The following is a 14,696-nucleotide window of genomic DNA, read 5'->3' on the forward strand; positions in this document are numbered from 1 at the left end:
GTAATATGTATAATTATTATATTATTATTTTTTTGTTAATATATTGCTGTTTTATATTTTATTTAAGTATGAATTTTAGTAATAAGATAAGAAAAATTGTTTGTAATTTGTCTCTTATAATTGTTTTGATGGAATTTTATGCCAAAACTAACTTAATATAATTGTTATTATTCATACAGAAAATTCAAGTAAGATTTTTTGTAGCTTTTATGGATGGTTCTCTTTGTCATTTTTTCTTATTTAATGTATATCTGTGATATTGTTGCTTTATAGATTTTATAGAAGAGATACATATCAAACAAACATATTCATAAAATTAAATCTTCTAAAGAGATCATTTCAGAAGAAATAATCTATTTATCGTATTATATCAAAATTTAGGAAAACTCTTACAGAGGATGTAGGTCATTTTTTAATAAATACATAATAGAAATATATTGAATAAAGTGGGATAAAACTTTTTCTTCATTAGATTATTGAGCCTTATTTACTCTTTAGAATTTAATATTATGCTTCTGTTTGTATTTAGGAAATATAAAAAATATGCGGCAAATAAAAGATTATAATAATGATAATGAATAAATAATACTTATAAAAGATATAACATAGTTATTTAATGTTGTTTTAGTTTTTATAATAGATATTTATTTTTTTCATAACTGTATCATTTTTGCTACAGATTTTTTTTAAAAAATATGAATAATTTAGTCATTATTGTGTCAATTAGCTTTTAGGGGAGCATTATGACTATAAAATACTTAATCACAACTTCTATTTTTTCTTTAACTTTAGTTTCTGCAGTGCAGGCAGCGGATATTATAGTCCCTGAACAATCGACACCTGTTATTGCAGTTCCAGCATTTTCATGGACAGGGTTTTACATTGGAGGCCAACTTGGCAATTTTTCCAGTAAAACTGGTTTAAGTTATGAAGAAGATGACAAAACAGGAAAATGGATTCCAGTGAAAAAGGATCTTTTGCCTAAACTTTCTGGTTTTGAAGGGGGTATCTATGCGGGTTCCAATGTTGATATCGACAATGGCTTTATCATAGGTATTGATACAGATGTGATTTGGTCTGATAAAAAAAATATGAAAAGTATCAGTTCATCAGATGTTGAGCCGCCGAAAGAAAGTCACAGTGAAAAATTAGGAGAGACGAGTCGGGCTACAGAGCACACAGATGTTCATCCTATAACTGTGCAATATACTTTAAAACAAAAATGGGCCGGTGCTACAAGGGCACGAGTGGGGTTTGTTGTTGATCGCATGATGCCTTATGTTGCAGGAGGAGTTGTCTATACGCAGCTTCAAAATATTTTTGCATTGCCAGCGAATACAACAGAGAGGGCAGTAAATCTTTCTGCTTTGGTGCATGATGAAAAAAAGACGATGATTGGTTATACCCTTGGAGGTGGTGTTGATTTTGCAATGACCGATAATGTTATTGTGCGTGCGGAATATCGTTACTCAGATTATGGTAAGAAAAAATTCGCACAAGATAAAATTGAAATGAGCTACAAAACGAATGATTTTCGTGTTGGTGTAGCGTATAAATTTTAATTCATTGCAAGATTGCATTTTAAAAGAGCCCCATTTTTGAATGGGGCTCTTGTTTTTCAGAGATATGAACATCCTCTTTTAAGAGAGCGGTTATTTTATTTAGAGTATCTTTAGAAAAGTCGCGCTTTTCTATTCCTTAAATACTGTTTTTTTCATTTTTAGATAAACGAGTTTAGTCTAATATACTAAAATTGTGCGTTTTAGAATGCGTCATCATTTGTTTTTGTTAGAGCTATGGGGATGTAAGTATAAAAGATAATTCAGATCCTTATCATTCTCTTCATGGTTTTATAAAATGATTCAAGTGTGATTTTGAATAATGGCTAAGAAAGAGAGATTTAAGATTTTGCCTTGCTTTATGAGAGTATAATTAAAAAATTTCTTTCTTTATAATGGTCAAAATTTTTTAAAATATAAAGAGAGTGAAAATGCTGGACATTTCTCAAAAGAGAATATTTTGCCTAAAAAATGTTTCAATAGGGGCACTTTTGGTAGCAAAGTCTTATAAAGGGATTTGTAATATAGCGTTAGGAGATACAAAAGAACAATTATTACAGGAATTCACAGGTCGTTTTGGTAATGTAAAATACGTGGATGATGACAATACATTTAAGAAAGAAGTTGCACATATTGTAGCCATGATAGAAACGCCTAAGTTGGCAAGAAAATATGATTTTCCTTTAGATATAAATGGCACTATTTTTCAACAGAAAGTGTGGACGCTATTATGTGAAGTGCCATGTGGTAAAACAATTTCATATGAAATGTTAGCGCAACGTATTGGTATGCCCCATGCTTTTCGTGCAGTTGCGAATGCATGTACACGGAATGAATTGGCATTAATTATTCCTTGCCATCGCGTGGTGCGCAAGGATGGTTTTATCTCTGGATATCGTTGGGGTGTTTGGCGAAAACAGATTTTACTACAACGGGAACAAAAGGAGGAATTTAACTTTGTTTGATTGGCATTGTAATGGTTACAGTTGTACCTTTCATTTCTTTAGAAATAATTTCAAGTTTTCCTTTGTGTAATTCTAGCAATGAGCGCGAAATGGCTAAGCCAAGACCAGAGCCCGTATGGGTTTTAGTGAGTTGATTTTCCACTTGTTCAAAAGGTTGTCCAAGTTTTTTAATTGCGGATTGGGGAATGCCAACACCTGTATCTTTAATTCTACAAATAAGGGTATTTTTTTTCTTAAACGCGCAGATATCAATACTCCCTCCAGAAGGTGTGAATTTAACAGCATTAGAGATGAGGTTAAGAAAGATCTGTTTCATGGCACGGACATCAACTTCTGCATGCAATTCTGGGGCAATACTTGTTGTAACAGAAATATTTTTTTCTTGAGCCTGTGGCGTAAGTATTCGTGCTGCTTCACTGATGATAGGTTCAAGATCGATATTTTTACAATCAAGAGTAAATCTTCCAGCTTCGATTTTTGACATATCAAGGATATCGTTAATAAGGGTTAGGAGATGGGTTCCTGAATTGTAAATATCACGCATATATTCTTTATAGCGTTGCGAGCCAAGAGGTCCAAAGGTGGATTGCAACATAATATCTGAAAAGCCGAGAATGGCATTAAGAGGAGTGCGCAATTCATGAGACATATTGGCTAAAAATTCTGATTTAGCTTTATTAGCACTTTCTGCGCGCTCTTTTTCAGCTTTCAGACTTTTATTAAGTTTTTCAACTTCTGTTGCACGTTGTTGAGCATTTCCTCGCGCACGTTTGAGTTCTTGAATGAAAGAAAAAAGGCGCCTTTCACTATCTTCAAATTTTTCTTGTTGTTGTTTAAGTTCAGAAATATCTGTACCAATGCAAACAAGTCCTCCATCTTGAGTGCGTCGTTCATTAATTTTGAGCCAATAACCGTCTGCAGTTTGGCGAATACTCGTTAAGTTACCACTCCCATCGTCTTTGAGGGGATATTCACTCATTGCAGGGCGAGCCATGGCTTCGACAGTTGCACGTTGGATTCCTGATTGTAAGACCTGTTTAGGAATAGCAGCATATTCGCAAAACTTGCTGTTGGACATGACTAAACGTCCTTCTGAATCCCATAAGACAAAAGATTCTGAAATATTTTCAATTGCATCACGGATACGAAGGTCGGCTTGCGCTGTTTCTTCTGCGAGTTGGCGCTGTTCACTAATATCGAAGGCAATACCGACCAAATGGGGTTCTTCTTCATCGGTAACTTCAGCACGAATACGCATCCATATATAATGACCATCGGCATGACGCATGGGGACATTAATATCGATATGTTTTTTCTTACCACTCATTAATTCTTGAGCAAGATCAAAAAAATTAGCATCATTTGGGTTGATAATGGCGGTAATTTGGGAAATTGATAGCAGTGCATCTTGAGGAACATAACCGAGCATTTCATAAATTGCTCGTGACCAGTAAACGCGTCCGCTTGCCATATTCCAATCCCATAGACCACAGCGCCCACGCATCATTGCCATATCGATGCGGTTTTGAGTTTTTTCTGAAATTAAATCTGTATTGTGTGCTCTTATAATTTGATTGTAATAAGCGTAGAGGAGAGCTAAAATAATTCCGCTTGTTCCTATGAATAGGGTCATATTTAATGAGAAAATCTTGCGCCATTCTCTATAGGTATTTTGTGTTTTTTCGCTGATGAAGACACCATAGTGTCCATTTTCTGTTTGCTGAAAAGAAGCAAGAGCGGGAATATCTTGGCCTATTGTAATTGTCATAACTCCAGCATGTTTTCCCAGAGATTGTAAAGCAATGCTTTCAGAAGTAAAATCCTGTAAAGTTTTTCCTAAAATAATCTCGGAATTTGATGAAGCTAGGACATTGCCTTTTTGATCAACTATGGCAATAACAATGCTGGAATTGATAAGGCCTTGATTGCGAAAATCAGTAAGGATCTTTTGCAAATGATTATGAGAAAGAGTAGAAACTTTGCCTTTTTGCGTAGCGGCAAGTAAATCACGATCAATTGTGTTGGTAATATGAGAAGCTAAAAGAGTGATGGTAGAACGTGTGTTTTTATCAATCGCATGGCGCCAATCGTAGAGTGATATGAAGCGAATTGCTGCCAGTACAACAAGAAATACAAGAATTACAAATGGCAGTGAACGTCGCAGCCAAGGTTCAATAAAAAGAAGTTTTTGATAGGCTGAACGAGAAAAAAGATTGAGACGCTCTTTTTGCGCTTTATGATTTTGTGCGCTCGATTTTGAATCAGCATACGTCTCCGTTGGCGCATTATATGCGTCCAATTCAGCCATTTCTCGTTCCTTTAATGATGGAATAATACATTTTAAAAACTGCTTCGATATTCATAGTAACTCCATAAAGTGCAGTGAATCAAAACAGGAGTCTTCTGTCCAGTCTTTTTTTTAGAAAAAACACTTTTACTTTTATAAGTGTGACGTATGGAAATGAAAAGGAATCTCAACAGCACCTATAAACAGGTTTAAACGGCCTGCTTATAGGTTTCTTATTATCGCGTAGAGCGTTGAATTTATTTGATAAGAAATATTACAAACTATTGCTTATAAATGTTTTTTATTTTAATCGAGAAGACGGTTGATGATCTCAGCCACATCGCTTGACAATTGTGAAGCTTTTGCAATTATTTTTAATGCAGTTTCAAATTTTTGTTGCCGAATGGGTTCTAATTGTCGCCAAGAGCGCATCATTGTTAATAACCGTGAGGCAAGCTGTGGATTTTTTTTGTCAATGTCCAAAATAATTTGGCAAAGAAAATGATAGGATGCCCCATCAATTCTATGAAAACCTGTTAGGTTGTGAGAGGCAAAGACACCAATCAAGGCTCGTACACGATTGGGATTATCTTGTGAAAAAAGCGGATGTTGCATGAGTTTTTGAACATGATCAAATGTTGATGCTCCCGCAACCATTGCTTGAATGGAAAACCATTTATCCATGACTAAAGGGTCATGCTGATAGCGGCTTTCAAAATCATTTAAGGCATTTTGCGCTTGTTCACTTTCGGTAAAGCGTCGCACTAAGATGGTTATACTAGCCATGCGATCCGTCATATTATCCGCTGTTGCATATTGTGTGGCAGCACGGTTTGGTTTGGCTTCGGCGATGGAGAGATAGTCTAGCATAATATTGCGTAATGCTCGTTTCCCAGCTTGTGCAGTGTTTGGTGAATAGGGTTCATTGATTTGCATTTGCGCATAAACTTTTGTGAAGAGTTCCTGATGCCTATGTGCGAGTGAAATTAAAAACTGATCGCGCACATAGTGGATACGTTCTGGATCAACATTTTTACCGATTATATGGGCAAGTTCAATTTCACTGGGTAAAGTTAAACAAAATGCGCGAAATTCTGGTTCGAGGCTTTCATCGTTAAGAATATTTTCAATCAATTTGAGCAAAGTAGAGGGCATCTCCTCTTTTACTTGTCTTTTATCTTGAATGGCTTCAATCAGAGCATGGGTCATTAAATGGTTAAATGATTGCCAACGATTAACTTGATTGCTATCATTTTGTGCAAGAAAAATGAGTTCGTTTTCATTGAAGGAAGTTTGTAGAGTAATAGGCGCAGAGAAGTCTCTAAGCAGTGATAAAACAGGTTGTTCACTCAGTCCCTTTAATGTGAAAGTTTGGTTTTCTTCAGACAAAAGCATAATATCTGATTGAATATTCGCATCAGTCTCATAAGTAAGAGATTTCCCGTTATGTCCTAAGAGTCCAAAAGCAATAGGGATAAGCATAGGCTTTTTTATGTTTTGGTGCGGTGTTTCAGGAATATGTTGTTTTGCATGAATTGTTAGAACACCATCACTATAATGGTGGCTGATTTCTACATTGGGTGTGCCTGCTTGTTCATACCAAAGCATGAACTGGGAGAAGTTGAGACCAGAGACTTCGGCAAAACAGGCGATGAAATCTTCAATTGTACAAGCTTGTCCATCATGACGTTGAAAATAAAGATCCATCCCTTTACGAAAAAGAGTGGGACCTAAAATAGTACGCACCATGCGAACGACTTCTGCACCTTTTTCATAAACGGTTGCGGTATAAAAGTTATTGATTTGGCTATATTGACGAGGACGTACAGGATGAGCAAGTGGACCAGAATCCTCAGTAAATTGCGCAGCTTTCAATGTTTTTATATTTTCAATTCGCTGTAAGCTGCGTACATTTTGATCTGAGGAAAATTCTTGATCACGGTAAACAGTTAAGCCTTCTTTTAAACAGAGTTGAAACCAATCACGGCAAGTAATACGATTACCAGTCCAATTATGAAAATATTCATGAGCAATTATACGTTCGATGTTTCTATAATCCTGATCGGTAGCTGTTTCAGGATCTGCAAGAACATATTTATCATTAAAGATGTTAAGTCCTTTGTTTTCCATTGCCCCCATATTAAAGTCAGAAACAGCAACAATATTGAAAACATCAAGGTCATATTCACGACCGAAACATTGTTCGTCCCAACGCATAGAACGTTTAAGGGCATCCATTGCATAGATTGCACGTTTGGTTTTTCCTTTTTCTACATAGATGCCAAGTTTGACCTGTCGACCAGATACAGTGGTAAAATAATCTTCTAGCTTATCAAGATTACCACCAACTAAAGCGAAGAGATAGGATGGTTTTGGATAAGGATCTTCCCAAAGAGCAAAATGGCGATTATTTTCAAGCATTCCTGTCTCGATAAGATTACCATTGGAAAGTAAGATAGGAATTGTTTGGGAATCCGCTTCAATTTTTACCGTATAGGTAGAAAGAATATCTGGGCGATCATAAAAATAAGTAATACGACGAAAACCCTCTGCTTCACATTGTGTACAATAAACACCATTTGAAAGATAAAGCCCCATGAGTTGACTGTTGCTTTCAGGATTCAGTTCCGTGACCAATTGTAATGTAAAAGGATCCGTTGGTGGAGCTATAATTTCTAAACGTGAAGGGGTAACTTTATAAGCATTTTCAGATAATTTTTGACCATTGAGAGCAATAGAGACGAATGTAAGATCATCACCAGAAAGCACAAGAGGTGTTGCTTCTTTTGTATTGTGACGAGGTTCAATAGACAATATTGCTGTAACAGAGGTTTTTGTTGGTGCTAAACGAAAGTGAAGGTACGTTTTTGGTATAGTATAAGGCGTTTCTTGATAGTCTTCTAAACGATAAATGGGGACTGCTGATTGTTGCATCATTTTTTCCTATTAATATTTTTCAAAGAGTTACGGATTGTAAGAGTCTTTATCTTTTGAGATAAGGGAGGATGAAGATATTACAAAAGACACTCTAAGCGGTTTTTGACTTCTAAAAAATCTATCCACGTAAGCTTCTTTTGACTAGGCGTTCGGAGAAGGTAAGCGGGATGAAAGGTTGGCATAACAGGTATTTTTATATTGTTTTCGCTTTCATAGGTAAACCATTTGCCTCGTGTCCGTATAATTCCATTTTGAGCCCCCGTAAGAAACTGCATAGCAACCCCTCCCAGTGCTATAAGAACACGTGGACGAGCTAAATAAATTTGTCGTTCAATAAAAGGGCGGCATAAGGCAACTTCTCTTGGTGTTGGTGTACGGTTTCCTGGAGGGCGCCAAGGAATAGTGTTGGCGATGTAAACACTCTTTCTTGTTAAGCCAATAGATTCAAGGATCTTATTAAGTAACATTCCGGCTTTTCCCACAAAAGGAATGCCCTGTATATCCTCTTCTCGTCCTGGGGCTTCCCCTATGAGCATGAGTGGACTTCCCGCTGTTCCATCTGAAAAACAGGTATTTTTCGCTGTTAATTTTAATGAACAGCCATTAAAAGCGAGAAGAGCAGCTTTTAATTCATCAAGTGTTTTCGCACTTTTGGCACTCTCTATAGCTGAAGATTCACCTTGTATTGTAGAAAAGTTAGGCAGTGGATGCTTGGGTACTTTGGTGGTTGGTGATGTTTGTTGATTATGAGAAATCTTTACTGCTTGTGTTGATTTTTTCTCTAAGGAAGCAGCTTGATCAAAGCGGTTAATAGGTGAATCTGTGAGGACAGCATCCGCACCACTTTCTTTATAAAAGTTCAAGAGTTCTTCATATGATATTGAGAGTGGTGTTTGATTTAACATTTTATTTTCTCTAATAATCTGTCTCTACAATAGATCAGGTAACATTATCCTTCAAGTTTTATGATGTGTTTGTGAGGAATTATGTATGCAATAGTGATAGACCATTTTCTTGAAAAGAACGAAGAAATTTAAATTTAGGTCATTTACAGTTGTATACATTTTTCAGTGTGTGATTTTATCTATTAGAATATATTAAATAAATTTATAATAAGTAAAATTTATATAAATTGATTTACTATAATGATACTATTTTAGTTTTATAAAACAAAAAATATAATTTATTATCAATGTATTTATAATTTTATTAATTAATAATAAAAATATTTTTTATCATAATTACTTTATACATACAGATTCATTAAGTTTAGGATAACACAATCCATATAAACTACAAAATACAGCAAGAGTGTTTAGTCAGATTATGACATAAGCTTAAACTTTTAATGACCCTTTTTGATTATGATTTAACAGCAATGTGTGAATATATGCTTTTGCCTTTTTTATGGCTTGAGTCATAGATTCATTTAATGCCAAATGCGCTGCAATAGCACTTGAAAGGATGCAACCTGTTCCACGCATTGTTTCCATTAAGCGTGGGGTGGAAATGTTAATAATTTCAGTTTTATGTATGAAGCTATCGGTTGCTAGAGGACCTTCTGCATGTCCACCTTTTATCAAGAGAGAGCGTGGACCAAATGACAGCAGTCTTTTTGCTTGTTGTATTGCTTGTTTATCATGAGATGCCAACGGGCTTTGGCTGAGAAGAGCGAGTTCTTCTCTATTTGGTGTGAGAAGATCAACATGAGGGAGAAGTTTATGAATCATCATTTCTGTGATTTCTTCTGTTGTTAGTTTTCCTCCTGATGAGGCGATAAGTACAGGATCAAGAATAACTGGAATATGAGGATAGTCTTTGAGGACATTACAGATTGCTATAATAATTTCTTGTGTTCCTGTCATACCGATTTTTATTGCTTTTATTGGATTGGCTTCTAGAGCAGTGCGCATTTGTGCGGCAACAAGTTTTTCACTCATTGGAACAATTTCAGCAACGTGATTATCATCTTGTACGTTAACACAGGTGATAGCTAAATTGGCTTTTATTTGAAAATGTGCGGCCGTTTCTATATCGCGAACAATACCAGCTCCTCCTGTTGGGTCTGTTCCCGCAACAATAAGAATCGAAGGAATTAACGCCATACTCGTGTCATCTCTATCCATTGTTGGACACGCTGTTCAGGTTTTTTATGAAGGAGAATATCGGTTACAACAGCAGCACTATTGGCACCTGCTTTTAAAACACCAATTGCACGTTCCGGCGTTAAGCCACCAATGCCTACTAAAGGTAAAGTACCAATCCGTTTTCTCCATTGCTTAATTTTATCGAGTCCTTGTGGGTTCCATTTCATTTCTTTTAAGATTGTAGGATAAATAGGACCAAGGGCGATATATTTAGGATTAGCAGATATTGCGAATTCTAGCTCATGTTCATCGTGCGTGCTGAGACCAAGCTTTATACTGTTTCTACGGATTGCAGGAAGATCAGCATTGCTTAAGTCTTCTTGTCCGAGATGAATAAAATCGCATTTTTCATCAATTGCGATTGTCCAATGATCATTAATAATTAATTGTGCTTCGAATTTATCGCATACATTTTTTGCGCGTTTAATATGTTGACTAATCGTTTTGGGATTTTCATTTTTCATACGCAATTGTATGAGTTTAACTCCAAGAGGAACCAAACGCTCAACCCAATCAGCATTGTCAACAATGAGGTAAAAAGGATCCAGTTTCATAAAAATACTGCTTTTCCAATGACTGGTGTTGAAGGAACTGCTATATTACGTGCTTCGAGGATTCCTGCTTTATATCCCATATGCCCTGCCTGAACAGCTTTAGAAAATGCTTCAGCCATTAAGACCGGATCACCTGCTTTGGCAACCGCTGTGTTAAGAAGGACTGCATCATAACCAAGCTCCATAGCAATGGCAGCATGCGATGGACGCCCAATGCCGGCATCAATAACAAGAGTAACATCAGGAAGGTACGCACGGATAGAACGCAACCCATCAGTATTATGAGGACCTTTGGCAGAGCCAATAGGAGCACACCAAGGCATAATGACACGGCATCCAACGTCCAAGAGCTTTTCAGCAACAATGAGATCATCTGTTGTATAGGCAAAAATTTTAAAACCTTCACTATTTAAAATTTGCACTGCTTCGATCAAGGAAAAAACATTTGGCTGTAAGGTATCTGGATTACCGATAATTTCAAGTTTAATCCAAGATGTTTTAAAGAGATCTCGAGCTAAGTGGGCAGTGGTTACAGCTTCTTTAACAGTATAGCAACCAGCGGTATTGGGAAGCACTGTTACATCAAGTTCTTTAAGAAATTGCCAAAATTGTCCACCTTGTTTCCCACCTGCTGTTTCGCGGCGCAACGATACGGTTACAATTTCTGTATTTGATTTATGAATAGCCTCACGAAGGATTGCTGGTGAAGGATATTGCGCTGTACCTAACATAAGACGAGAAGAGAATTTACGTCCATAAAGATTCAGCATAGTTTTATCCTCCTTGCATTGGGCTTAAAATTTCAATTTTATCTCCTTCCTGTAAGACAAATTGGCTTCGTGCATTGACAGGAATAACTTCGGTGTTCACGGCGGTTGCAAGCCAATTTCCTTCATATCCCAATTCTTCAAGTAAGAGACTGAGAGTCATAACTTCCGTTTGGATTGTTTCACCATTGACAAATATTTGCATATTTTACTCCAATGCCAATTTTATTGCTCGTTTTGCCATTTCTGGAGATAAAAGGAAACCATGTCTATAAAATCCATTAATAGAAATATGATTACCATGTTTGTACACAGAAGGAAAGTTATCAGGATAGGCTGGTCGTATACCAACACCGGATTCAATAATTTCTGCTTCAGCAAAAGCAGGATGCAAGGTATAAGCTGCATTGAGTAATTCCATCATTGATCTCACCGAGATGGCACCATCAAAATCACTTTCAATCATTGTTGCGCCAATCATAAAAATATTATTTTGTCGAGGTACAATGTAGAGAGGAAACCGTGGATGGAGAAGGCGAATTGGACGAGAAATTTTAACATCTGTACTGCGGACAAGAAGCATTTCTCCACGTACACCTCGAATATTTTTATCTTTTCCTAAACGTGCTATTCCAGTTGCATCAATAACAATATCAAAATTTGTTTCAGATGTTTCGACATCGACAAAACACACTCCATTTTGTACAAGCTTTTCTTTTAAAGTGATAAGTGCTTTACGAGGATCAATATGTGCTTCTTTTTCATAAAAGAGCGCATAGTTAAAACGTTCTGCAAGATCCGGTTCAAGATGGGCTATTTCTGCACCGTTGATCGTTTTGTGATTATGGGTACGCATGGAAAATCGTTCTAGTTCTACCCTATCGCGTATAGGGGCGACAACTAAAGTCCCTTTTTCTATGACAAGATTGGGAAGTGTTTTGCGCCACCATTGTATGGCTTGTACACCAAGATCTTCAACAATTTGTTCAGCATTTTCTCTTTCACAGTAAGGCGCAAGCATTCCTCCCGCATACCAACTGGCCGTTCCTATAGGAGAATGAGGGGGAGCAGATAGGGTAAAAGAAATACCTTTTTGTTGTAACATAAAGGCAACTGTTAAGCCCCCTATACCAGCACCCTTGATAAGAATATTCTTCACCTGTTAACTCTCTTTTTTTGAGTAGGAATAGCATCTACATAAAGATCACCATTCTTTTGATATTTTTCGGACATAACAGTCATACCTTCCTCTTTTGTTTTTCTTATTGCTGCTGCATCACGAATATCATGGGAAATACGCATGGAACAAAATTTGGGTCCACACATGGAACAAAAATGCACCAATTTATGTGCTTCTTTAGGCATTGTTTCATCATGGAAAGCACAGGCTGTTTCTGGATCAAGAGAAATATTGAATTGATCATGCCATCTAAAGTCAAAACGGGCACGTGAAAGGGCATTATCACGCAATTGTGCTCTGGGCAAACTTTTGGCAAGATCAGCAGCGTGGGCAGCGATTTTATAAGTGATCACGCCCGTTTTAACATCATTTTTATCGGGGAGTCCTAGGTGCTCTTTAGGTGTTACATAACACAACATAGCTGTCCCAAACCATCCAATCATAGCGGCACCAATCGCGGATGTAATATGGTCATAACCAGGAGCAATGTCAGTAGTAAGAGGTCCCAAAGTATAAAAGGGTGCCTCATGACAGAGCTCTAATTGTTGCTCCATATTTTCTTTAATTTTGTGCATTGGAACATGCCCAGGTCCTTCAATCATAACCTGTACATCTTTTTCCCAAGCAATTTTTGTCAATTCTCCCAAAGTCTTAAGTTCGGCAAATTGGGCTTCATCATTGGCGTCGGCAATAGAGCCTGGGCGCAAACCATCTCCTAATGAAAGAGAGATATCATACGTGCGTGCAATATCACAAATTTCATCAAAATGTTCATAGAGAAAACTTTCTTTATGATGATGGAGACACCATTTTGCCATAATTGAGCCACCACGTGAAACAATACCTGTTACCCGATCAACGGTTAGAGGGATAAAAGGTAATCTTAATCCTGCATGAATGGTAAAATAATCAACACCCTGTTCTGCTTGTTCAATGAGTGTATCACGGAAAATATCCCATGTTAAATTTTCGGCAATACCTTGTACTTTTTCGAGTGCTTGATAAAGAGGAACAGTTCCAATTGGAACTGGCGAATTTCTAATAATCCATTCACGGATATTGTGAATATTCCGTCCTGTTGAGAGATCCATAACTGTATCTGCTCCCCAACGAATAGCCCAAACCATTTTATCAACTTCTTCTGCCATGGATGAAGTAACTGCTGAATTGCCAATATTAGCATTAATTTTAACACGAAAATTGCGTCCAATAATCATGGGTTCACATTCTGGATGATTAATGTTTTGGGGAATAATGGCACGTCCGCAGGCAATTTCATTGCGAACAAATTCAGCGGTATAAATTTCTGGTAGTGATCCATGAAAGATTTCATTTGGTTGCACTTTTTGTTGCTCTTGTATTACAAGACCTTCATTTTCTCGTATAGCTACATATTCCATTTCTTCAGTAATAATGCCGGCACGTGCATAAGCCATTTGTGTAATTGCTTTGCCCTTTTTTGCTCGCAAAATAGGTCGTTTTTGTTCAAATGCTGTTACTGAGGGAGTATCGTAGGTTACCCCATTATCTTCAGGTTTAATGAATCGTGCAGGATAAGATTCGGTATCAGCGCGTTTAGAGAGCCAAGATGAGCTAATTGCTGGCAAGCCTTTTGTAATATCAATGATCATATTTTCATCGGTATATGGACCGGAAGTATCATAAATGTTTAAAGATTTTTCACCGCCGCTATCGGTCAGTGAAATTTCACGCAGTGAGACACGCACATCAGAAAAAAGAGGACTTTGTTGATAAATTTTGCGTGAGGCGGGAAAGGGGCTGCAACTGATGGATGGAATATCTTTCTGCATAAATTTTTTCCTTATAAACACATAGTTCAAAAACAGATTGCGATATTAAAGGGGAAATATTCAAATTATTAATCAGCTGTGCTTGCATTAAGGAATGTGTATAATATCGCTATATCAAGGCGCAGCAGATGAAAATCAAAAAGCTTTATTGAAAAAATTGATGCAATATTTTCCATAATATTTGCGCTACCCCCACTTAAAGCATTTTTGTTAGCATGACTATGGTTGGCTTAAATATCTATATTGTCAATCGCAAAGATATGTTTTGAACGGGTTTTATGTATTTTGGGGAATGAAAGCAGGAACTGTAAAGTGAAAAGTTATAATACGAAAGTTTTTTATAAAGAAACAGTAAGAGCAAAAATTTATTGCCAAAATGAGAGGGTTTATGCTTATTGCTTCTCTTAAGTTTTATTTTTCACATTTCATGTAGCTTTCTGATTCAAGAGCCAGTCTTTAGAAATCAGCATTCTTATAAGTATTCTTGTT

At 36.7% G+C, this 14,696-nt stretch carries 11 protein-coding genes; 2 read left to right on the top strand and 9 right to left on the bottom strand.

What is annotated here, in order from left to right; genetic code table 11:
• The first annotated feature begins 743 nt into the window (after nt 1–743).
• Both J7R12_RS04195 and J7R12_RS04200 read left to right on the top strand, forming a co-directional pair.
• A complete protein-coding gene (locus J7R12_RS04195; protein WP_126602935.1) occupies nt 744–1,562 on the top strand; it encodes an outer membrane protein in 819 nt (272 codons plus the stop codon).
• A 428-nt stretch (nt 1,563–1,990) separates the two neighbouring features.
• Nucleotides 1,991–2,524 carry a methylated-DNA--[protein]-cysteine S-methyltransferase gene (locus J7R12_RS04200; RefSeq protein WP_126602937.1) on the top strand — a complete coding sequence of 178 codons (534 nt, stop codon included), beginning with the start codon at nt 1,991–1,993 and terminating at the stop codon, nt 2,522–2,524.
• Here J7R12_RS04200 and J7R12_RS04205 read toward each other — a convergent pair.
• The 9 genes from J7R12_RS04205 to thiC all read right to left on the bottom strand — a co-directional run bounded on the left by J7R12_RS04205 (nt 2,511) and on the right by thiC (nt 14,207).
• A complete protein-coding gene (locus tag J7R12_RS04205; RefSeq protein ID WP_126602939.1) occupies nt 2,511–4,832 on the bottom strand; it encodes an ATP-binding protein in 2,322 nt (773 codons plus the stop codon). The genes J7R12_RS04200 and J7R12_RS04205 overlap by 14 nt on opposite strands.
• Before the next feature lie 285 nt (nt 4,833–5,117).
• Nucleotides 5,118–7,745 (bottom strand): aminopeptidase N, encoded by a 2,628-nt coding sequence (pepN, locus tag J7R12_RS04210; RefSeq protein ID WP_126602941.1) that lies wholly within the window; start codon nt 7,743–7,745, stop codon nt 5,118–5,120.
• An 80-nt stretch (nt 7,746–7,825) separates the two neighbouring features.
• Nucleotides 7,826–8,653 (bottom strand): uracil-DNA glycosylase, encoded by an 828-nt coding sequence (locus tag J7R12_RS04215; protein WP_126602943.1) that lies wholly within the window; start codon nt 8,651–8,653, stop codon nt 7,826–7,828.
• 432 nt (nt 8,654–9,085) lie between these two features.
• Nucleotides 9,086–9,853, bottom strand: a complete 768-nt coding sequence (locus tag J7R12_RS04220; RefSeq protein WP_126602945.1) for a hydroxymethylpyrimidine/phosphomethylpyrimidine kinase — start codon at nt 9,851–9,853, stop codon at nt 9,086–9,088.
• Nucleotides 9,844–10,449, bottom strand: a complete 606-nt coding sequence (locus J7R12_RS04225) for a thiamine phosphate synthase (RefSeq protein ID WP_126602946.1) — start codon at nt 10,447–10,449, stop codon at nt 9,844–9,846. Before J7R12_RS04225 ends, J7R12_RS04220 begins: the two co-directional genes overlap by 10 nt.
• Nucleotides 10,446–11,219 carry a thiazole synthase gene (locus tag J7R12_RS04230; RefSeq protein ID WP_126602948.1) on the bottom strand — a complete coding sequence of 258 codons (774 nt, stop codon included), beginning with the start codon at nt 11,217–11,219 and terminating at the stop codon, nt 10,446–10,448. The genes J7R12_RS04225 and J7R12_RS04230 overlap by 4 nt, the downstream gene beginning before the upstream one ends.
• A gap of 4 nt (nt 11,220–11,223) precedes the next feature.
• Nucleotides 11,224–11,421 carry a sulfur carrier protein ThiS gene (gene thiS, locus J7R12_RS04235; RefSeq protein ID WP_126602950.1) on the bottom strand — a complete coding sequence of 66 codons (198 nt, stop codon included), beginning with the start codon at nt 11,419–11,421 and terminating at the stop codon, nt 11,224–11,226.
• Nucleotides 11,422–11,424: 3 nt separating this feature from the next.
• Entirely contained in the window at nt 11,425–12,375 is a 951-nt protein-coding gene (locus J7R12_RS04240; RefSeq protein ID WP_126602952.1) for an FAD-dependent oxidoreductase, read from the bottom strand.
• Nucleotides 12,372–14,207: a phosphomethylpyrimidine synthase ThiC gene (gene thiC, locus J7R12_RS04245; RefSeq protein WP_126602954.1), complete on the bottom strand. Its 1,836-nt coding sequence runs from the start codon at nt 14,205–14,207 to the stop codon at nt 12,372–12,374. Before thiC ends, J7R12_RS04240 begins: the two co-directional genes overlap by 4 nt.
• Nucleotides 14,208–14,696: the final 489 nt, after the last annotated feature.

The sequence above is a fragment of the Bartonella vinsonii subsp. vinsonii genome, assembly GCF_902825235.1.
In the GTDB taxonomy this organism is placed as follows: domain Bacteria; phylum Pseudomonadota; class Alphaproteobacteria; order Rhizobiales; family Rhizobiaceae; genus Bartonella; species Bartonella vinsonii.